Here is a 19,341-nt window from a genome sequence, read left to right as displayed (position 1 = left end):
TCTTCATGGCGGAACCTAAGAAACGCTTATGCCGAAATCATATATGAGTGTCCGCACATGATATTGTCGCGATATGAACGCATGGTCGCACGCCGATATCTGCTTCCGGGTAAAGGGGAGGGCTTTATTTTCCTCGTCGCCAGTATCAGCCTGGTCGCGGTTGCGTTGGGTGTCGCGGCGTTGATCATTGTGATGAGTGTGATGAACGGCTTTCGTGCCGAGTTATTTGATAAAATTGTCGGCCTAAACGGCCATGCTGTTATTCAGGGCTACGGCGGTCGCTTACAAGATTGGCGGCAAATCCTTAACGAAGCGAAGCAGACTGACGGCGTCACTGATGCCACTGCATTGATCGAACAACCCTTGCTGACAACCTTCAATGGCCGGGTTGAGGCCATATTGGCGCGCGGCATGTCGGTGAATGATATCCTAAGAAACGACACGTTGAAGGGAAAGACTGTCGCGGGTGATTTACGCAGGTTAAACGCCAATGAGGATAAGGTTGCGATTGGATCGCGGCTTGCCCAAAATCTTGGGGTTCAGGTCGGACAGAGTGTCACGATTATCAACCCCGCCGGACGTACCACGCCTTTTGGCACTGTACCGCGTGAGATTTCTTATGAGGTTGCGGCTATCTTTGAGGTGGGCGTGTATGATTATGACAAAGCGTTTGTCATCATGCCCATCGAACGCGCGCAAATCCTGATGCTGATGGGTGATGAAATCGGCATGATAGAGATTAAGACCGAAAATCCCGATAAGGTGAACGAGATACTCCTGCCATTATTGCCGAAGCTTGAGAATAAAGGTCAGATTGTAGACTGGAAAAGCATGAATGCATCCTTGTTCGAAGCTTTGGCGGTTGAGCGGGTTGCCATGTTTGTCGTGCTGTCGATTATCGTGCTGGTTGCCGTGTTCAACATATTGTCGTCACTCATCATGCTAGTGCGTGCCAAAACCCGTGACATTGCCATATTGCGAACGATGGGCGCGTCGCGAAAATCACTGCTGAAGATTTTCATGACAGTCGGCTTGTTAATTGGTTCATCCGGCATTGTTTTGGGCATGATATTGGGCGCGATATTCCTGTATTTCCGTCAGTCGGTCGTGAACTTCATTCAATTTGTTACCGGACAGAATTTGTGGGACCCATCTATCCGGTTCTTGACCGAGCTGCCATCGCGCACGGACCCGTTTGAAGTATTGGCGATCTGCGGACTGGCTTTGCTGTTCAGCTTCCTTGCAACCTTGTACCCGGCTTTAAAGGCCGCAAGTACCGACCCAGTTCAGGTGCTGCGTTATGAATAATATCTTGGAACTCATTGATGTTCGGCGTAAATTTGTGCAAGGCGATGTTACCATAGAGGTCCTGCGCGGGGTTGATCTGCGCATTGGCAAGGGTGAGCTTGTTGCATTGCTTGGGCCATCGGGTTCCGGCAAGTCGACCTTGCTTCAGGCTGTTGGCTTGTTGGAAGGTGGATTTTCGGGGTCCATCAAATTGGACGGCGAAGAAGTCAGCACAGCGGGCGTGGACCGCCAAACCGAGATACGCCGTCAGAAACTTGGTTTTGTATATCAGTTTCACCATTTGCTCCCTGACTTTGACGCGTTGGAAAATGTTATTTTGCCGCAGTTGATTGCCGATGTTGCGCCCGATGTTGCGCAAGAACGGGCGACCTATTTGCTGACGCAGTTGGGCCTGTCCGAACGGCTGCACCATCGGCCCTCAAAATTGTCCGGCGGTGAGCAGCAGCGGGTTGCCGTGGGGCGGGCGTTGGCGAACCGGCCAAAGCTGGTTTTGGCCGATGAACCAACCGGCAATTTGGATGAGCACACGGCCGATATCGTTCTCGGCGAATTTATGGCGCTAGTGCGCGAAGTTGGATCTTCTGCCATAGTTGCAACGCATAATGAGCGATTGGCGGCAAAGATGGACCGCATCGTGCGCTTGCATGATGGCAAATTGGGCTAAATGAGGGGACGCGATATGTCAGTTTATGATTTCACCGTAAAAATGCCCGGCGGCGGAACCGCGGCGATGGCGGCTCATCAGGGCAAGGTTCTTTTGGTGGTAAACACCGCGTCCAAATGCGGCTTCACGCCGCAGTATAAGGGCCTAGAGGCGCTCTATCGGCAGTATAAGGACCAAGGGCTCGAAATCTTGGCATTCCCATGCAATCAGTTCGGTGCGCAGGAACCTGGCGACGCGCAAGAAATTCAGAATTTCTGTTCGCTGACTTATGATGTTTCCTTTCCCTTGGCGGACAAAATCGATGTCAACGGAACGGATGAAGATCCGTTGTGGCATTATTTGAAGCAGCAGCAAGCTGGCCTTTTGGGTTCCCGCGGTATCAAATGGAACTTCACCAAATTCCTTGTCGATCGCAAAGGCAATGTTGTCGCCCGTCATGGCCCACAGGTAAAGCCAGAGGCGTTGGCCAAGGACATTGAAAAGTTGCTCGCAGCGCCAGCCTGATTGTCCACAGCTTAGCCTGAATCAGACTTTGTCGAATCAGGAACGTCAACTAACAATGGGGCATGGCTTATGTACCCTTCGTCCCTCTCCGTGTGTATTCTGCATACACTATATTGGAAGGTGCGATTGAGCCTAAGGCCATTGGCGAAACCGCGAAGAAACTAGCCTTTCCTGCCATAGCGATTTGTGATCGCAATGGCCTTTATGGCGTTATGCCGTTTCAAGACGGCGCGAAATATTACGGTGTGCAACCGATCATCGGCGCGTTGCTTGGAATCCGGCGACCGACGAACGACGGAAAGTTCATCCGGGATTGGTTGCCCTTATTTGCTCAAAACGAAAGTGGTTATAATAATCTCTGCCGATTGGTTTCTATGGCGCATCTGGACCGCCCAGAGGACCTTGATGCGCATGTGACGCTGGAACAGCTTGCCAACCATAAGGACGGCCTAATCGCCCTTACAGGTGGTGCAGAGGGCGCTTTGACCCGTTTGCTGAGCGAGGGGCAACATGATGCCGCATTCAGCTACCTGACGCGTCTACAGGCGCTGTTTTCCGATAGTTTGTATATCGAACTCAGCAGGCGCAATGACGCGGTTGAGGAAGCTGCCGAAAACGCACTTATCGACCTTGCATACGCCCATGATGTACCGCTGGTCGCCACCAATCCTGCGTTTTTTGCCGAACCTGATTTCTTCGACGCGCATGATGCAATGCTCTGCATCTCAGACGGCGCCTATATCGAAAGCGCGGATCGCCGCAGGAGCAGCCGCGATACATGGATCAAAACAGGCAAGCAAATGGCGGAGTTATTCGCTGATGTGCCTGAAGCATTGTCCAATACGCTTGTAATCGCGCAGCGCTGCGCCGCTCTCGCCCCTTATCGAAGCCCAATTTTACCAAGCCTTGCAGGTGATCGAACCGCCGAAGACGCGCAATTGCGTGAGGATGCACGGCTTGGTCTGGAAAAACGCCTTGAGATTGCGGGGATAACGGATCCTACGGAACGGCAAGTCTATTTTGACCGGTTGAAATTTGAAGCCGATGTCATTTGCGCCATGGGCTTTCCTGGATATTTCCTGATCGTTGCCGATTTTATCAAATGGGCCAAGGAACAAGATATTGCGGTCGGGCCGGGTCGCGGGTCGGGTGCAGGTTCGCTGGTCGCTTGGGCGTTAACAATAACCGATCTTGACCCGATTAAACTTGGGTTACTGTTTGAACGCTTCCTAAACCCTGACCGTGTGTCGATGCCTGACTTCGATATCGACTTTTGCGAAACGCGCCGTGGCGAAGTCATTCGTTATGTGCAGAAGAAATACGGCTCCCGCCAAGTTGCGCAGATTATCACTTTTGGAAAGTTGAAAGCACGCGCAGTTTTGCGCGACACCGGACGCGTGCTCCAGATGAGCTATGGCCAAGTGGACCGACTGTGTAAGCAAGTTCCAAATTTGCCCGCTGACCCGTGGGATTTGAAACGTGCGCTTTCTGGCGTGGCGGAGTTACGCGAGGAATATCGGCGTGATGCGCAGGTTAAGCGCTTGTTCGATCTTGCGATGAAGCTGGAGGGCCTTCCGCGCCACAGCTCAACACATGCCGCCGGTGTCGTGATTGGTGACCGCGAATTATCGGAATTGGCGCCATTATATCGTGATCCGCGCTCAGACATGCCGGTGACTCAATTCGACATGAAATATGTCGAAAGCGCTGGCCTTGTTAAGTTTGACTTTCTGGGTCTTAAAACCCTTTCTGTGCTGCAAAAAGGTAGCCAAATGCTCGCTAAGCGTGGCGTAGAGATCAATCTCGACCTGCTGCCGCATGATGACCCTGCTGTGTACGAACTGCTGCAACGTGGCGACACCGTGGGCGTATTCCAATTGGAATCCGAAGGCATGCGGCGCACGCTCGCGGCGGTGAAGCCGACCAACTTTGGGGACATTATCGCGCTCGTGTCGCTGTACCGCCCGGGTCCAATGGACAATATTCCAATGTTTGGCCGTCGCAAAAATGGGGAGGAGAATATTGAATATCCGCACCCCTTGTTAGAGCCAGTTTTGAACGAGACCTACGGGATTTTCGTTTACCAAGAACAAGTTATGCAAGCCGCGCAGATTTTGGCTGGGTACAGCCTTGGGGAAGCAGATTTGCTGCGCAGGGCCATGGGTAAGAAGATTCAGGCCGAAATGGATGCCCAGCGCGAACGTTTCGTCACGGGCTGCGCTGCGCACGCCATTACGCCCAACCGCGCCAATGAGCTGTTTGACTTAATCGATAAATTTGCAGGCTACGGTTTTAACAAAAGCCATGCCGCGGCTTATGCTGTGTTGGCCTATCAAACCGCATGGTTGAAAACGCACCACCCCGAAGAATTTTACGCTGCGTCCATGTGTTTTGACATGCATCAGACCGACAAGCTCGCTATTTTCATGGACGACATGCGCCGCCTGGAGGTTACTTGTCTGGCTCCGGACATCAACCGCAGCGAAGCCGAATTTACCGTCGAGACCAATGCGGATGGGGAGCACGCGGTACGTTACGCATTGGGCGGCATTAAAAATGTCGGCGAACGGGCAATGGAAATATTGGTCGCAGAACGCGGAGCGGCGGGTTTGTTCAAAAGCCTTGATGACTTTGCCAACCGCGTTGACCCAAGCCAGATTAATCGCCGAAGCCTTGAAAATCTTGCTGCTGCTGGAGCTTTTGATCCGTTGGAACCAAACCGCGGCGCTGTATATGCGGCGGCGGAAACGCTTTTGGCAGCAGCGCAATCGGCGCGGGATTCGCGCGAAAGCGGGCAGGGCGGCTTATTTGGTGAGGCTGGGTCCGACATGGCAGCAATACGGATCGACAACAGCCTGCAATGGGCACCTGGCGAACAAATGAATCAAGAAAAGGATGCATTTGGATTCTATTTTTCGGCGCATCCCTGTTCACAATATGATGCATTGGCCAGTAGCCATGGCGCAAAACCTTATGCGATTTGGCTCGACAGCGGACCGATACCCGAAGGTGTTCGTCGCGTGGCTACCATGTCAGCCTTGATTGAAGGCGTTCGTTGGCGTGAATCGCGCAAGGGCAAGCGCTTCATGATTGCTGATTTCTCAGACAATAGCGGCCAATTTTCGGTGCGATGCTTTGATGAGGCGGTCGGCATTCAGCTTGCCGAGTGGGCAAAAGACGCGGAGTGCCTTTTGCTTCATTGCGAAATGGATATGCGCCCAGGCGATGAAATGCCGAGTTTTACGGTTAAAAGCGCAAAGCCCCTCTCAGGCTTAACCAGCGTGTCACGACTAAAAATGCAGTTAGATGTGACACATGAAGAAGCCATGTCGCGGCTCGCTGAAATCGTTGCGCCATTACATGGTGGTCGTAGCGAATTGGTCATAAAAACCCGCGCCGCCGATGGTCGCTGGGTGCATATCGCGCTCGGTCGCCGTTTCCAGATAGATACATCTCTGTTGGACCAATTGCGCAATATTGATGGCATTGAAAATGTAGAGCTTGCACCATTGGGGCCTGTTTTGGCATTGGTGCACTGAACTGCGAAAATCGTAGACAGAAATTGCGTCTGCAGTATCCTGCAGCGGTGAAGAGGGAGAGATTTTGATGCACGGCACTATGCAAGACTGGGACCTTCGGGTTCCGCGTTTGATCGACTACGCAGCCCGCGAACATGGTACGCGCGAAATCGTAACACGCTGGACCGACGGGACGATAGAGCGCACAAACTGGTCTGGTGTAGCCACTGAAGCGCGCAAATTGTCACAAGCCTTTGTCGGTTTAGGCCTGCAAAAGGGGGACCGGATTGCCACCTTCGCGATGAATCATCACCGGCATTTGGCAGCTTGGTATGGCGCTATTGGTTTTGGCGGTGTCATCCATACCGTGAATGTGCGGCTCTTCGACGAAGATCTGATCTACATCATGAACCACGCCGAAGATAAGGTGTTGATGTATGACGTAATGTTCCAACCGATAGTTGACCGGTTGAAGCCGCATCTGAAGACCGTTGAGCATTATGTCGTGTTTGACCGCGACGACAGCTACGGAGCATTCATCGCCGAGCAAGATGGCAATTATGAATGGGCAACCGGCGACGAACGCGACGCTTGTATGTTGTGTTACACCAGCGGCACGACGGGTAATCCAAAAGGTGTGCTATATCAGCACCGCTCGACGATGTTGCATGCTATGGCCGAAATAGCCCCTGCTATTTTCGACCTCAGTCCACAATCGGTGCTGCTGCCCATTGTTCCCATGTTCCATGCCGCAAGCTGGGGCTTACCCTTCGCAGGCGCCGCTGCTGGCGTCAAATTTGTATTTTCGACAACCAATGATGCGCCAACCTTGCATGGTCTGATGCTCAAAGAAGGCGTCACCCATAGCGCCGGTGTGCCAACAGTGTGGCTCTCGATGTTCGCGCATTTGGACGCAGAGGCAGCAGCGGGTCGAGACGCTACGCTCGGCAAACTGCGCTTGGTGACGATTGGCGGGTCGGCTGCGCCGCGTGCTATGATCGAACGCCTAATGACTTCGGGCGTCCGCGTATCACACGCATGGGGCATGACTGAAACATCGCCTATTGGTACCATGGGGGCCCCGACACCTGATTGGGATGATCTTACACTTGAGCAGCAAATTGACATTGTGTGCAAGCAAGGCCGCACGCCATTTGGTGTTGAGCTGCGCGTGATTGACAAGGACGGCAACGTGGCCCCGCGCGATGGTGTGACGTCCGGTGCGCTTCAAATCCGCGGGCCATGGGTCATTAAACGCTATTTCAAGGCAGATGCCGACGCAGTGGACGCAGATCAGTGGTTTGACACCGGTGATGTATCTGTTCTGCATCCCGACGGCACGATGCAGATCACGGACCGTGTGAAAGATGTCATTAAGTCCGGCGGGGAGTGGATCAGCTCAGTTGAACTTGAGAATATTGCGGTGGGCTGCCCCGGTATTGCAGAAGCGGGCGCGATTGGCGTTCCGCACCCCAAATGGGATGAACGCCCCGTTCTGATTGCCGTAAAGAAACCCGGAGCGGAGGTAGATGAGGCGACGGTAAAAGCCTATTTGGCGGAACGCATCGTCAAATGGTGGATGCCAGACCGGGTGCTGTTTGTAGATGAATTGCCACACACAGGCACTGGTAAAATTCAGAAAGTAGCGTTGCGCGCGCAGTTTCAGGATTTTGTACTCGAGGATTAAGATTGTCACCGCTGGCCTTGATGTAGTGTAGGTGGTTCTCGCCGCCTATATTATCTCTCGCGCAAGCGCGGCATTAGTTCCACAAAATTGCAGGGGCGATGACGGCTGTCGAGTTGATGCACCAGGATCTGGTCCCAACCGTCTTTAACCGCACCATTTGAACCTGGGAGGGCAAAAACATAGGTTCCCTCGGCTAGTACAGCGCAAGCCCGTGACTGTATGGTGGATGTGCCAATGCTTGCGAAGCTTAACCAGCGGAAGAGTTCGCCGAAACCAGGAATATCCTTGGTTTTTACGCGCTCAAGGGCTTCGGGGGTTACGTCGCGTCCGGTTAAGCCGGTACCACCGGTTGAGATGACAACATCGATGTTCTCATCATCGATCCAGTTTTGTAACCGTGCGGTGATTAATGCAGTATCGTCACGCAAAATGGCGCGATCAGCGATTCTGTGCCCGGCGTAGGCTATCCGTTCGGCTAGAAGATCACCGCTTGTATCGTTTCCTTCATCACGGGTGTCTGACACCGTCAGCAGTGCGATATTTACCGGTTTGAACGTTCTGTTTTCATCGAGCGGCAATGACGCCTCCTGTAATCCTGCGCGTTGTGACGGTGCCATTGGCATCCGGGAATTTCGGCCACATATATTGGGCCAGGCCCTTCAAGCTTCCTGAGGCCTTGTTCTCGCGCATCTCGTAGATCCAGTAATTTCGAAGAATGATTGCCACATAACCACGCGTTTCCCAAAATGGGATAGATTCAATGAACAATAATGGGTCGCCATTGTCGCGTATTTCACTGTTCCAGCGAGCCACCGGTGAAGGACCCGCATTATAGGCAGCGATCACCTTGGGCAAAAGCCCGCCCGTTGTGGGTAGATCGCGCAGCTTTTCTAGATAGGATTGCCCATATTCCAGATTAACTGCCGGACGGTCCAAATCAGATGCGGCAAAAAACGCGCCGCGGGCGCGCGCGAGGTCCTGGGCCGTTCCGGGGCGTACCTGCATGAGTCCGCGTGCGCCAGCCGGGCTGATTACGTCGGTGCGAAAATTGGATTCTTGCAGCGTGTGGGCATATATCAAGGAGGGAGTGACACGCCAACCACCGGTGGGTTCCCAATTGGGCAGGGGGTAACGTGCCGTGGCGTTGCTCTGATCGCGCGAGGGACCATAATGGCCGAACCAGAATTGCGTTGAGGCTAAGTTCAACGCGCCTGCCAACTGGGCGAGGTTTGCGTGTTGCCGTACATCTCCAATTCTTGCCTGATGACGCAATGCCTCATCGGCCAGTTTATTCTGCCCAATTTCGGCAAGAGAAACCGCTAAGACGGCGTTTGGCTGGTTTTGCAAACTTGCCCAATCAAGTTTGACCACTTTTGCTACTTTGCGAGTGATCTGTTCCATTCCAAGCGCTTCACTGGCGAGCAGGCCGTAAAATGTCTCCGATAGCTGCGCCGCTTTTTGCATCTTGAGCTGAATGTATTGCGGCTGTTTTGCGGCCATTGCTGCACGTGCGCCCCAAAACAGGCCTGCTGCTTTTAAGTCATCGTTGCTTGCCAAGCGGGCTACAAGATCAAAAGCACCATAAGCAGCAGTATAATCACCTAGCCGCCAAGAAGCGAGACCAAGCACCCAGCTGGCCTGTGTGCCCCAAGCTCCACCCGCAACTTGCGCGATAGTGGCAACACGCTTTGCTGATATGTCGTCATTCTCGATATAATAAGACCATGCGACACGATAACGTAATTCCGTTAGCGCTTCGGGCGACAATTCCAATGCTTTGCTTTCCAAAAATTGTTCAGCGGCAAAGGGTTGGTCATTTTTAATGAACACCTGCAATTCGGCACGCACGCTATCGCCTGCTTCATTTGCGGGTAAATCTCTTTTTGGTGCGCCACCTAGCCATGAAAAGCGGCGTATGCCTGGGCGACTGGGGATCGTCTCTAGACCGCGCTTCCGCGCCATAGTCGCCAATTGCTCAGCTTGCGGTAAATAGGGTGCCGCCTCCAGCAGAGCTTGGAGCTGCGCTACCTCAACCTTTGGACTATTGGGTGCAACGTACAATTCTGCGCGCGCCATCGCCGACATCGGGCCTTGGGGGGCTGCATCAATCATGCGCGCCGCCTCATCCCATTTTTCTGACCGGATAGCCTCATAGATCGCAGTAAAAACCGCCTTTTCTTGAGCGTTCAGAACATTGGGTGCTGGCTGGGAAGAGGCAATAGCACGAAACCCGCCGCTGGTGTTTGCATGAGCTGTCGCAAAGGATGTACAAGCCACGGCAAAGGCGAGCGCGCCCAACTTATGTATTTTCATGCGCATTGAACCGCCTTTTTCGCAAAGATTTGCAAATCTCTCCAAGCCTGCTTTTTCATGGCAGGCCGCGCAATAAGGGTACGTGGATGAAATGTCGCCATCGTTGGTAGGTTGAGGCCTTCATGGTGGATATATCGTAACTCTGCGCGCGCATGCATGAGTTCTTCGCCCAACAGAGCTTTGCATGCAGCAGAGCCTAGTATCATCAGCGATTTTGGTTTAATCAACTGTACTTGATGCAGCATAAATGCAGCAAGATTGGGCAAGTCGTTTTCGGGAACCTCGCCTGCTGATGGGATGCTCGTCGCTAACCATGTACAATAGCAATGCGCGGTTTCTATGCCGATTGCGGCGAGCATTCTATGCAAGAGAGCGGCATTTAATGACGCTGGGGTTTCAGGCCTATCCAATATGTCTGGCAAGTCAGAAATGATCATGACATCGCAACAGTCGGGACCAATCGGCGGAAAGCGAATGGGGCCATAAGCATTGCCAGGCAGATGGGCTCCACTCGTCACCATCTCGCGAAGGGCGGTAATATCTCTCGGCCACATGATTGTGGTCGTCGCGGGTACTTCACCCGGCTCTTTCTTGTATGGGGCAGGGTCAGAAATGTTCGGAGATGTGTCGACGGTGCCCTGTGTTAGCAAATCCACCGTGTTATAACGCACAGCAGAATCAACCCCGGCTAGCTCCCACCAACCAGATAGCGATTCAACCACAGCAAATGCGGTAATTTTTCCCCTATCTTCCATAAATCCCTTCAGTCACCAGTTGACGGCAGGGTCAATTGCTTGGCATGGCAATTCCCACAGGCTGTTCAAATAACGGGACAGCTGGAATTATATGCCGGGTAAAGGATAAAGGCAATGAGTGAACGTGAGTCGATGCCCTATGATGTTGTGATTGTTGGTGCCGGGCCAGCAGGACTTTCGGCCGCAATTCGCATAAAGCAATTATCCCCGGATACCAGCGTCTGCATCCTTGAAAAGGGTTCCGAAGTGGGCGCGCACATATTGTCGGGTGCGGTCATTGATCCCAAAGCGCTTGATGAGCTGCTGCCTGACTGGCGCAACATGGGTTGCCCGCTGGCCGATACGCCAGTGAATGACAATCAGCATTGGATCATGACTAAGACCGGCAAGTTCAACATGCCACATTTCCTGACGCCCGGTTTCATGCACAATAAGGGCACATACACCGGCTCGCTTGGTAATGTTTGTCGCTGGTTGGCGGGGCAGGCTGAAAATCTCGGTGTAGAAATTTTTCCCGGCTTTTCGGCTGCAGAAATTCTCTACAACAGCGACGGCTCGGTTAGGGGTGTCGCCACCGGCGACATGGGCATTGCGCGCGATGGTAGCCATAAAGACGATTATATGCGGGGCATGGAATTGCATGCAAAATACACATTCTTTGCCGAAGGCGTGCGCGGCCACCTGACTAAATTGCTCAAACCGCAATTTGCGCTCGATAAGGATTGTGAGCCGCAGGTTTACGGTATCGGCTTGAAGGAATTGTGGGACATTCCGCCGGAGCAGCATTCTGCAGGGCGCGTTATTCATAGTCAGGGCTGGCCTTTGACCGATGCCAATGGCGGCGCGTTCCTCTATCATCAAGCGAACAACCAAATTGCCTTGGGGTTTGTTGTGTGGCTGAATTATTCAAACCCTTATCTGTCGCCTTTTGAAGAACTGCAGCGTTGGAAAACCCATCCAGAGGTTAAGAAGATACTCGCTGGTGGCCGCCGTGTATCCTACGGCGCGCGGGCGATTAGCGATGGCGGTTGGCAGTCGGTACCTGAACTTACATTCCCTGGCGGTGCATTGATTGGTTGCTCGGCCGGGTTCGTAAACGTACCGCGTATCAAGGGCACGCATACGGCAATGAAGTCTGGCATGCTGGCGGCTGAAGCTGCTGTTGAAGCGCTGGCTGCGGGCCGCGAACATGATGCGCTTACCGCATATCAGACGGCCTATGAAAATAGCTGGATTTACAAAGAATTGCGTATGGTACGCAACGTTCTTCCGCTCGTCGAAAAATACGGTAACCTGCTGGGTAGCGCGCTTGCTGGTGTCAATATGTGGCTGGAGAATTTCGGTATACGCTTGCCTTTCACCATGAAGCATCATCCGGACCACAAGGCGCTGAAGAAGAAAAGCACCGCCGAACGGATCGATTATCCAAAACCCGATGGGGTGTTCAGCTTTGACCGTCTGTCTTCGGTTTTCCTCTCAAACACGAACCATGCAGAAGATCAGCCCATCCATTTGCAGGTCAAAGATATGGACCTTCAGAAAAACAGCGAATTTATGGAGTTTGCTGGTCCATCAACGCGCTATTGCCCTGCCGGTGTGTATGAGTGGATTGAAGAAGAGGGTAAGGACGCCCGTTATCAAGTCAATTCGCAAAACTGCGTCCATTGCAAGACTTGTGACATCAAGGACCCGAACCAGAATATCAATTGGGTGACGCCAGAGGGCGGCGGTGGGCCTAATTACCCCAATATGTAATGCGGGTGGCGCTTTTGTCGCCGCCCATGGGGTAAGGTTGTGTCGTGGAACATTCTGAAATAGCCTTTGCAAAGATAAACCTCGCCTTACACGTCCGGAAACGGCGTCTTGATGGCTATCATGACATCGAAACGCTGTTCGCCTTTGTTCAGGACGGGGATGTTCTAACCGCATGCCCTGCAAATGAGCTGTCACTGGAAATTTATGGCCCCTTTGCTTCTGGGCTAGAGGTTGATGAAAGCAATTTGGTCCTGAAAACGGCCTTGTTGTTGAAGGCACACTTTAGCGTTACGCAAGGCGCGGCCATTCGCCTCGACAAAAACCTACCCGTTGCTTCAGGCATTGGTGGGGGATCAGCCGACGCAGCAGCCACAGCAAGGCTGCTTAACCGCCTTTGGGGTTTGGGTGCCTCAGAACAGGAACTGGCGGATATTCTTGCCCCTTCAGGGGCAGACATTCCCGCTTGCGTCTTCAGCCGCCCGAGTTTCGGCAGCGGCACCGGAACCGCCCTGACTTTTCTAGACGATAGCAATATCGTTGCGCGGCATGTTTTACTTGTTAACCCGCTGCAATCCGTTTCTACAGCAGCGATATTCAAGTCATGGAGTGGCGTTGACGGCGGAGCAGTTGATCAGAGCGATATTTGGGACGCCGCGATGAAAGGTCAAAACGACCTGGAACCGATTGCTACGGGCCTTTGTCCGGTTATTTCGGATATAATTAACCGACTTTCGCTCGCAAACCCTGTTTTCGTGCGCATGTCCGGCTCTGGGGCCACATGCTTTGCCTTGTTTGATGATGCAGAAACCCTTGAGGCAGCGAGAGCGACACTTGACCCAGACTGGTGGTCTATGGCCAGTATGTTGCGATGACCGATGCTCCGTTCGAAATATTAGGAACGCCGCTGCAAGGCAGGTTCCTGATCATCGGGGATCACGCGTCGAACTGCATTCCCGATGATATTGATCTAGGGATCGAGCCTGCGTTCCTTCGCGGGCATATTGCTTGGGACATTGGCGTTGCAGAGGTTGCGCGCTTGATCACACAAGATGCGCGCTTTGCGGCCTATCTAGGTGGGTATTCGCGTCTTGTTGTCGATTTAAACCGCGATGTTGATGATGCAGCGGCGATCCCCGCACAAAGCGACGGTGTTCTGATACCCGGCAACAACCTTGGGCTATCGGAAAAAATTGCAAGACTAGAACGTTTCCACAGGCCCTATCACGACCATTTGCAGCAATTGCTATCCCAGCATCGCCCGGCACTCATTTTGTCGCTCCACAGCTTTACACCGGCCTTGGAGAGTAAACCGCATGAGGCACGGCCTTGGGAGATTGGGGTGCTTTATAATGAACAGGAAGCAGCGTCTAAACTGGCTATCCCTTTTCTTGAAAATGCAGGATATCTTGTGGGCGACCAACTGCCTTATTCCGGTAAATTGCTCAACGCGACGATGAACCGTCACGCTGAAGCTAATGACATCCCTTATATTGGCATCGAGATGCGGCAGGATCTGTCAAGCAACTCTGATGGCCAAGCAAGATACGCGCGAATATTGACCGAAATGTGCCATTTTGTTTCGGAACAGCTTGGCTTATCCGCATAATATGGCTTAGAGAGCAGGGCTTAACGGAGGTCAGTATGCCAAATCAGTTCGACAAGTCCAAATTGCCAAGCCGCCATGTATCAGTAGGGCCAGAGCGCGCCCCACATCGCAGCTATTATTACGCAATGGGCCTGACTGCTGAAGAAATCGCGCGGCCATTTGTTGGCGTGGTGTCCGCTGGAAATGACAGCGCACCGTGCAACACTACGCTGGATGCTCAAGCTGATATCGCGCGTGTCGGCGTGGAGCAGGGTGGTGGCATGCCACGCCGTTTCAACACTATTACCGTAACGGACGGCATTGCCATGGGGCATCAAGGGATGAAATCTTCCCTGGTTAGCCGCGAAGTCATTGCGGATTCGGTCGAACTTTCAGTACGCGGTCATTGCTATGACGCGCTTGTGGGCTTTGCGGGCTGCGACAAATCCCTGCCGGGTATTATGATGGCGATGTTGCGTTTAAACGTGCCCTCGATTTTCGTATATGGCGGCTCCATCCTTCCTGGCCGTCACAATGACAAAGACGTCACGGTCAAGGATGTGTTCGAAATCGTCGGTAAATATGCGGCGGGCGCGTGCCCTTTATCGGAATTGGAAGAGCTTGAGCGCGTGGCTTGTCCCGGACATGGCGCATGTGGCGGACAATATACCGCTAACACCATGGCTTGCGTAGGGGAAGCGATTGGACTTTCGTTGCCCAACAGCAATATGGCGCCAGCACCTTATTCAACGCGCGACCAAATCGCGCATGCGGCAGGCGTGCAAGTCATGGAACTGCTCGCACACAACATAAGACCACGTGACATATGCACGCGCGAAGCTTTCGTTAACGCAGCAAGAATTGTTGCTGCGACGGGCGGTTCAACTAACGCCGCTTTGCATTTGCCTGCCATGGCCCATGAGGCTGGTATTGATTTCGATCTGTTCGATGTCGCGGATGCGTTTAAGACCACGCCATATATGGCCGATCTTCAGCCCGGCGGTCAGTTCGTCGCGCGCGACATGTATGATGCAGGTGGCGTCTACATGCTGATGAAGTCGTTGCTGGACGAGGGGTTGTTGTTTGGCAACTGCATGACGGTTACCGGCAAAACACTTGGTGAGAATATCGACCAAATCACTTGGAACCCAGATCAAAAGGTTATTTATCCAGCGACAGCTCCTATAACGCCGACTGGCGGCGTTGTCGGACTTCGAGGAACACTTGCGCCAGAAGGCGCTATCGTGAAAGTCGCCGGCATGGACCGGTTGACCTTTACAGGCCCTGCGCAGGTATTTGATTGCGAAGAGGATTGCTTTGCCGCCGTTGAGGCAAGAGAAATTCGTGAAGGCTCAGTCATAGTCATCCGTTATGAAGGACCAAGGGGTGGCCCCGGCATGCGCGAAATGTTGTCGACTACTGCTGCCCTGTACGGTCAGGGTATGGGTGAAAAGGTTGCGCTCATTACCGATGGCCGCTTCTCTGGCGCAACGCGCGGCTTCTGCATCGGCCATGTTGGGCCAGAGGCCGCGTTATGCGGGCCGATTGCATTGATCGAGGATGGTGACGAAATCATTATCGATGCCGAAACCGGCGTTATCGACCTGAATGTTGCAGCGGAAGTACTTGAAGAACGACGTAAAAGCTGGAAGCCGCGTCAGACAGATTACCAATCTGGCGCGATCTGGCGTTATGCTCAAAATGTTGGTCCTGCTTATAAGGGGGCGGTCACGCATCCGGGTGGCGCGAAGGAAACCCACGTATTTGCTGATATCTAAGTCGCTGGTTGATTGCTAGCCGCTTCACGGGCATGGGGCGGTATGGATTTAACAGAAGAGATTATCAGGGTGGCCGCGCGCGGTGATGGCGTCACTGCAAATGGTCGCTATGTGGCTTTGGCAGCACCGGGCGATATTGTAGACCCATCGGGCGGGCTAATTCATGGGCCGCACCACGTCGCACCAACATGTCAGCATTTTCCTTTGTGCGGCGGTTGCCAGTTGCAACATCTCGACGAAGACAGTCTGAGGCTATTCATTGCCGAACGCGTAACGCACGCCCTTGCGACGCAACAGGTAAGCATTGGCGAAGTTATGCCTGTACATCTGTCGCCACCTAAGACACGCCGACGTATCGCGGTGCGTTCGGCATGGGCAGGTAAGCAGTTTCAGCTTGGTTTCAGTACAGAGAAAAGTCACCGGATTATTGACTTGCGTCAATGTGACGTAATGGCACCAGAGTTATTGGCTTTGCTCGCACCAATACGCAATTTGCTTGAGCCTCGGCTCAATCGAGCGCGGCAGGTACAAATCAAACTGGCGAAGGTTGACCAAGGCGTCGATGTTTTGATTGAGAATTGGATTGCCAATGACCTCGATACACATGAGCTTTTATCCGAATTTGCCAAGACCCACCATCTTGCCCGCCTGTCGCTGGATGAAGGATATGGCCCTGTACCCTTTTATGAGCCTGAGCCTGTTACGGTAACACTTGGCGGTGTTGCTGTGGGTTATCAGCCTTATGGCTTCCTGCAAGCCACTGCCGATGGTGAAACAGCCTTGGTGAAAGCTGTCAATTCAATCATTGGCAACGATAACATTGTTGCGGACTTGTTTGCAGGCTCCGGGACTTTCGCCTTATCCATGGGGCCAGGTCGTAAGGTCTATGCGGGTGAAGCTGATCTAAAGGCCAGTCTTGCTCTTAAAGCAGCGGCGGGGCGCACTGGCCGAACGATATTCACCGAACATCGCGACTTGTTCCGGCGGCCGCTCTCGGCAGATGAACTCAACAAATTCCAAACTGTTGTGCTTGATCCACCACGCGCAGGCGCAAAGGAGCAGGTCGCGCAGCTTGCCGCATCGAATGTGCCGAATATAGCTTATGTGAGTTGTAATCCCGCCAGTTTTGCGCGGGATGCAAAAACCTTGGTTGCCGCTGGATACAGGTTGCAGCGGATCTGGCCGGTGGGACAGTTCCGCTGGTCAACCCATATCGAGCTAGTAGGCCATTTTAGCCGTTAGTGGAGCAGTACCGCCATTACGGAATGCGCCACAAGGATCATAAGTGCGACGGATGATAGTGCAAACAATGCAAAGCGAATGATCACGCGGTTTGAAAAAATCTGAACCAAGCTATGTGCGACGCGCAGACCGACATATGCCCAAGCAACAGTCGCGTTCAAATTGTCGCCTTGTCCTACCATCGCTAATAGCAAGCACGCCGCATAAAAAACCGTAGGTGCCTCGTGTAAGTGATTGTAATTATCTGCAACCCATGATGCTTTTTCTTCGCCTTTTGCGATAAGCGCATCGCGCAACGCGCCGCTGGAGGAACCAACAATCTTGGTTCCATCAATACCTGCACGGCCCATCGCTGGTAAGCGGGTAGCATACATCCAAATCCAGATAATCATTGTCCATGCCGCAAGCGCTGCGACAGGTCCTAAAATGCTACTTTCCATATAATTTCTCCCCTTAAATAGTCGCTAGCAGCGCCTGTACAGCCAATATGGTCAGGCAGACAGTCGATAACAAAAAGAACATAAAGCGGATGCTAACGGTATTAACCGTTGCCTGCCAGATGCTGTGGATTACGCGCAAGGCGGTGTAACCCCAAGCGAGCATGACCGATAGCTCTGTTGCCCCGCCGGATATTGCCAAGATCATAACCGTGGCATAGAAAATTGTCGGTTGTTCCATGAGATGCGCGTAATTGTGAGATTTCCATGCCACCGATGGGGGGACATTTGGGTCAATGTCTTGCCCGCGGCCGCCTGGCGCAGCCTTACTGAGGTCCATCCCGATCTTGGACATAGCTGGAAGCCGTGTCCCCGCCATCCAGAACAGCATTAAAAGTGACCAGACCACCAACGCAGCTGCTGGCGCCAAAATAGGTATATTCATATATAAATCCCCCCCTCTATGTAGACGGGGAGGGTGAGGCACCTCAGACAAATTGTCAAATGTAACCTAGGGTCAGGACCACTTAAACCTTTGAGCTTTGCGAACGCGTTGCGCGAACGCCTGTATCATTGGCCGGAGCCCAACCATAAAGCGTTGCCATCGGCTGATCCTCTACGACCACTGTTTCCGTCTCGCCAAAACCGTTAAATTCGGTCCGCATCGCACAGCCATAAGCGCCGAGCATGCCAACTTCGATATAATCGCCAGCCTTGACATCATCCGGCAAGATAAAAGGCCCCGCCATATGGTCCATATCGTCGCAGGTAGGCCCGTAGAAGCTGAATTCAGCCATCTGGGTGCCAATTGATGTTTCCGACCGCTGAAGGGCCACAGGGAAGCGCCAGCCGATGTGGGCCGCGTCGAATAACGAACCATAAGCACCGTCGTTGATAAACAACTCGCTTCCACGACGCTTTTCGACCTTCACAAGCAGCGATGTATATTCCGCGCATAATGCACGGCCAGGTTCGCACCAAAGCTCGGCTGAATAGCTGATCGGCAAATCCTCGAAGCAATCATGTATGACGTCGAAATAGCCTTCTAACGCTGGAGGCTCCATGCCCGGATAAACCGAAGGAAAGCCACCACCAATGTCCACAATGTCCACCGTGACAGACGCCTCGACAATCGCGGCGCGGACATGTTCCATGGCTTCTGCATAAGCCGCCGGCGTCATGGCTTGGCTGCCAACGTGGAAACAAATGCCGAGACTGTCTGCAACTTGACGCGTTGCAACCAACAGGTCAGCAACCTCCAACGGATCCGCGCCGAATTTCGACGCGAGGCTTAACTTTGCATGTTCTGATGATACCCGAATGCGAACGCACAGTTCAAGATCCGTCGCGCCATGTGTTGCGCGCACGATCTTCTCAAGCTCTTCATGGCTATCGAGGCTGAATGTGCGGACATTATGATTGTGATAGGCCTGCGCGATAGCGCGCTCGCTCTTCACCGGGTGCATGAAGCAAAGCTTTGCGTCCGGAAGGAATTTGTGGACCAGCCGAACTTCACCCAAGGATGCAACATCATAATGCGTGATGCCAGCCTCCCAAAGGGTTTCAAGCAACGCAGGTGATGGGTTCGCTTTCACGGCGTACAAAGATTTACCCTGAAACTTCTCAACGAAGAAACGGGCCGCGCGCGCAGCAGCATGTGGGCGGAGTAGCGTGATTGGTTCGTCCGGGCGGAGGGCGCGGACTACAGCAAGTGCGTCAGTGTTCTCGTACAATTCAAGGGACCCCCAAAAGATAACATGAAACAACAAGGCTGCCTTGCGGTTATTGGAAGTCC

Annotated in this window: 16 protein-coding genes; 10 read left to right on the top strand and 6 right to left on the bottom strand. The window is 53.1% G+C overall.

Features of this window, described 5'->3' with window-relative positions; translation table 11 throughout:
- Positions 1–57 precede the first annotated feature (57 nt).
- The 5 genes from ACILP4_RS05965 (at position 58) to ACILP4_RS05945 (ending at position 7,681) form a co-directional block, all read left to right on the top strand.
- Positions 58–1,308: a lipoprotein-releasing ABC transporter permease subunit gene (locus ACILP4_RS05965; protein ID WP_395619829.1), complete on the top strand. Its 1,251-nt coding sequence runs from the start codon at positions 58–60 to the stop codon at positions 1,306–1,308.
- Positions 1,301–1,972, top strand: a complete 672-nt coding sequence (locus ACILP4_RS05960) for an ABC transporter ATP-binding protein (RefSeq protein WP_395619828.1) — start codon at positions 1,301–1,303, stop codon at positions 1,970–1,972. The genes ACILP4_RS05965 and ACILP4_RS05960 overlap by 8 nt, the downstream gene beginning before the upstream one ends.
- A 15-nt stretch (positions 1,973–1,987) precedes the next feature.
- Positions 1,988–2,476, top strand: a complete 489-nt coding sequence (locus ACILP4_RS05955) for a glutathione peroxidase (protein ID WP_395619827.1) — start codon at positions 1,988–1,990, stop codon at positions 2,474–2,476.
- A 62-nt stretch (positions 2,477–2,538) separates the two neighbouring features.
- The gene (gene dnaE, locus ACILP4_RS05950; protein ID WP_395619826.1) at positions 2,539–6,015 is read left to right on the top strand and encodes a DNA polymerase III subunit alpha; all 3,477 of its coding nucleotides are present in this window, start codon (positions 2,539–2,541) and stop codon (positions 6,013–6,015) included.
- Positions 6,016–6,082: 67 nt separating this feature from the next.
- The gene (locus tag ACILP4_RS05945; protein ID WP_395619825.1) at positions 6,083–7,681 is read left to right on the top strand and encodes a long-chain fatty acid--CoA ligase; all 1,599 of its coding nucleotides are present in this window, start codon (positions 6,083–6,085) and stop codon (positions 7,679–7,681) included.
- Positions 7,682–7,731: 50 nt separating this feature from the next.
- Here ACILP4_RS05945 and moaB read toward each other — a convergent pair whose 3' ends face one another.
- From moaB to ACILP4_RS05930, 3 genes are read right to left on the bottom strand one after another with little or no spacing between them, the layout of a single operon-like run.
- On the bottom strand, positions 7,732–8,259 hold the full coding sequence (moaB, locus tag ACILP4_RS05940) for a molybdenum cofactor biosynthesis protein B (RefSeq protein ID WP_395619824.1): 528 nt from the start codon (positions 8,257–8,259) through the stop codon (positions 7,732–7,734).
- Positions 8,246–9,994, bottom strand: coding sequence for a lytic transglycosylase domain-containing protein (locus tag ACILP4_RS05935; RefSeq protein WP_395619823.1), 1,749 nt, complete (start codon positions 9,992–9,994; stop codon positions 8,246–8,248). The genes moaB and ACILP4_RS05935 overlap by 14 nt, the downstream gene beginning before the upstream one ends.
- On the bottom strand, positions 9,991–10,749 hold the full coding sequence (locus ACILP4_RS05930) for a uracil-DNA glycosylase family protein (RefSeq protein WP_395619822.1): 759 nt from the start codon (positions 10,747–10,749) through the stop codon (positions 9,991–9,993). The genes ACILP4_RS05935 and ACILP4_RS05930 overlap by 4 nt, the downstream gene beginning before the upstream one ends.
- Before the next feature lie 114 nt (positions 10,750–10,863).
- On the opposite strand from ACILP4_RS05930, the gene ACILP4_RS05925 reads away from it, so the two are divergent.
- From ACILP4_RS05925 to ACILP4_RS05905, 5 genes are read left to right on the top strand one after another with little or no spacing between them, the layout of a single operon-like run.
- Complete coding sequence (locus ACILP4_RS05925) at positions 10,864–12,504, top strand: 4Fe-4S dicluster domain-containing protein (RefSeq protein WP_395619821.1); 1,641 nt, start codon at positions 10,864–10,866, stop codon at positions 12,502–12,504.
- Positions 12,505–12,548: 44 nt separating this feature from the next.
- Positions 12,549–13,376, top strand: a complete 828-nt coding sequence (locus ACILP4_RS05920) for a 4-(cytidine 5'-diphospho)-2-C-methyl-D-erythritol kinase (protein ID WP_395619820.1) — start codon at positions 12,549–12,551, stop codon at positions 13,374–13,376.
- Positions 13,373–14,110 (top strand): N-formylglutamate amidohydrolase, encoded by a 738-nt coding sequence (locus ACILP4_RS05915; protein ID WP_395619819.1) that lies wholly within the window; start codon positions 13,373–13,375, stop codon positions 14,108–14,110. The genes ACILP4_RS05920 and ACILP4_RS05915 overlap by 4 nt, the downstream gene beginning before the upstream one ends.
- Positions 14,111–14,145: 35 nt before the next feature.
- Complete coding sequence (gene ilvD / locus ACILP4_RS05910) at positions 14,146–15,867, top strand: dihydroxy-acid dehydratase (protein WP_395619818.1); 1,722 nt, start codon at positions 14,146–14,148, stop codon at positions 15,865–15,867.
- A gap of 42 nt (positions 15,868–15,909) precedes the next feature.
- Entirely contained in the window at positions 15,910–17,109 is a 1,200-nt protein-coding gene (locus tag ACILP4_RS05905; RefSeq protein ID WP_395619817.1) for a class I SAM-dependent RNA methyltransferase, read from the top strand.
- Here the strand turns inward: ACILP4_RS05905 and ACILP4_RS05900 are convergent.
- From ACILP4_RS05900 to ACILP4_RS05890, 3 genes are all read right to left on the bottom strand, one after another.
- Positions 17,106–17,549, bottom strand: coding sequence for an MAPEG family protein (locus ACILP4_RS05900; RefSeq protein ID WP_395619816.1), 444 nt, complete (start codon positions 17,547–17,549; stop codon positions 17,106–17,108). The two genes, ACILP4_RS05905 and ACILP4_RS05900, sit on opposite strands and share 4 nt — an antisense overlap.
- Positions 17,550–17,562: 13 nt before the next feature.
- Positions 17,563–17,991: an MAPEG family protein gene (locus ACILP4_RS05895; RefSeq protein WP_395619815.1), complete on the bottom strand. Its 429-nt coding sequence runs from the start codon at positions 17,989–17,991 to the stop codon at positions 17,563–17,565.
- Positions 17,992–18,073: 82 nt separating this feature from the next.
- Complete coding sequence (locus ACILP4_RS05890) at positions 18,074–19,279, bottom strand: type III PLP-dependent enzyme (RefSeq protein ID WP_395619879.1); 1,206 nt, start codon at positions 19,277–19,279, stop codon at positions 18,074–18,076.
- Between the last annotated feature and the right edge of the window lie 62 nt (positions 19,280–19,341).

The organism is Sphingorhabdus sp. (genome assembly GCF_044239045.1).
In the GTDB taxonomy this organism is placed as follows: domain Bacteria; phylum Pseudomonadota; class Alphaproteobacteria; order Sphingomonadales; family Sphingomonadaceae; genus Sphingorhabdus_B.
This window is presented reverse-complemented; position numbering and strand designations above follow the sequence as displayed.

Excerpts from the sequence above, each read along its gene's own strand:
- dnaE (WP_395619826.1), top strand. The coding sequence starts at position 2,539 with ATGGCTTATGTACCCTTCGTCCCTCTCCGTGTGTATTCTGCATACACT.
- ACILP4_RS05955 (WP_395619827.1), top strand. The coding sequence starts at position 1,988 with ATGTCAGTTTATGATTTCACCGTAAAAATGCCCGGCGGCGGAACCGCG.
- ilvD (WP_395619818.1), top strand. The coding sequence starts at position 14,146 with ATGCCAAATCAGTTCGACAAGTCCAAATTGCCAAGCCGCCATGTATCA.
- ACILP4_RS05930 (WP_395619822.1), bottom strand. The coding sequence starts at position 10,749 with ATGGAAGATAGGGGAAAAATTACCGCATTTGCTGTGGTTGAATCGCTA.
- ACILP4_RS05900 (WP_395619816.1), bottom strand. The coding sequence starts at position 17,549 with ATGGAAAGTAGCATTTTAGGACCTGTCGCAGCGCTTGCGGCATGGACA.
- ACILP4_RS05935 (WP_395619823.1), bottom strand. The coding sequence starts at position 9,994 with ATGAAAATACATAAGTTGGGCGCGCTCGCCTTTGCCGTGGCTTGTACA.
- ACILP4_RS05905 (WP_395619817.1), top strand. The coding sequence starts at position 15,910 with ATGGATTTAACAGAAGAGATTATCAGGGTGGCCGCGCGCGGTGATGGC.
- ACILP4_RS05895 (WP_395619815.1), bottom strand. The coding sequence starts at position 17,991 with ATGAATATACCTATTTTGGCGCCAGCAGCTGCGTTGGTGGTCTGGTCA.
- ACILP4_RS05915 (WP_395619819.1), top strand. The coding sequence starts at position 13,373 with ATGACCGATGCTCCGTTCGAAATATTAGGAACGCCGCTGCAAGGCAGG.
- ACILP4_RS05960 (WP_395619828.1), top strand. The coding sequence starts at position 1,301 with ATGAATAATATCTTGGAACTCATTGATGTTCGGCGTAAATTTGTGCAA.
- ACILP4_RS05925 (WP_395619821.1), top strand. The coding sequence starts at position 10,864 with ATGAGTGAACGTGAGTCGATGCCCTATGATGTTGTGATTGTTGGTGCC.
- ACILP4_RS05965 (WP_395619829.1), top strand. The coding sequence starts at position 58 with ATGATATTGTCGCGATATGAACGCATGGTCGCACGCCGATATCTGCTT.
- ACILP4_RS05945 (WP_395619825.1), top strand. The coding sequence starts at position 6,083 with ATGCACGGCACTATGCAAGACTGGGACCTTCGGGTTCCGCGTTTGATC.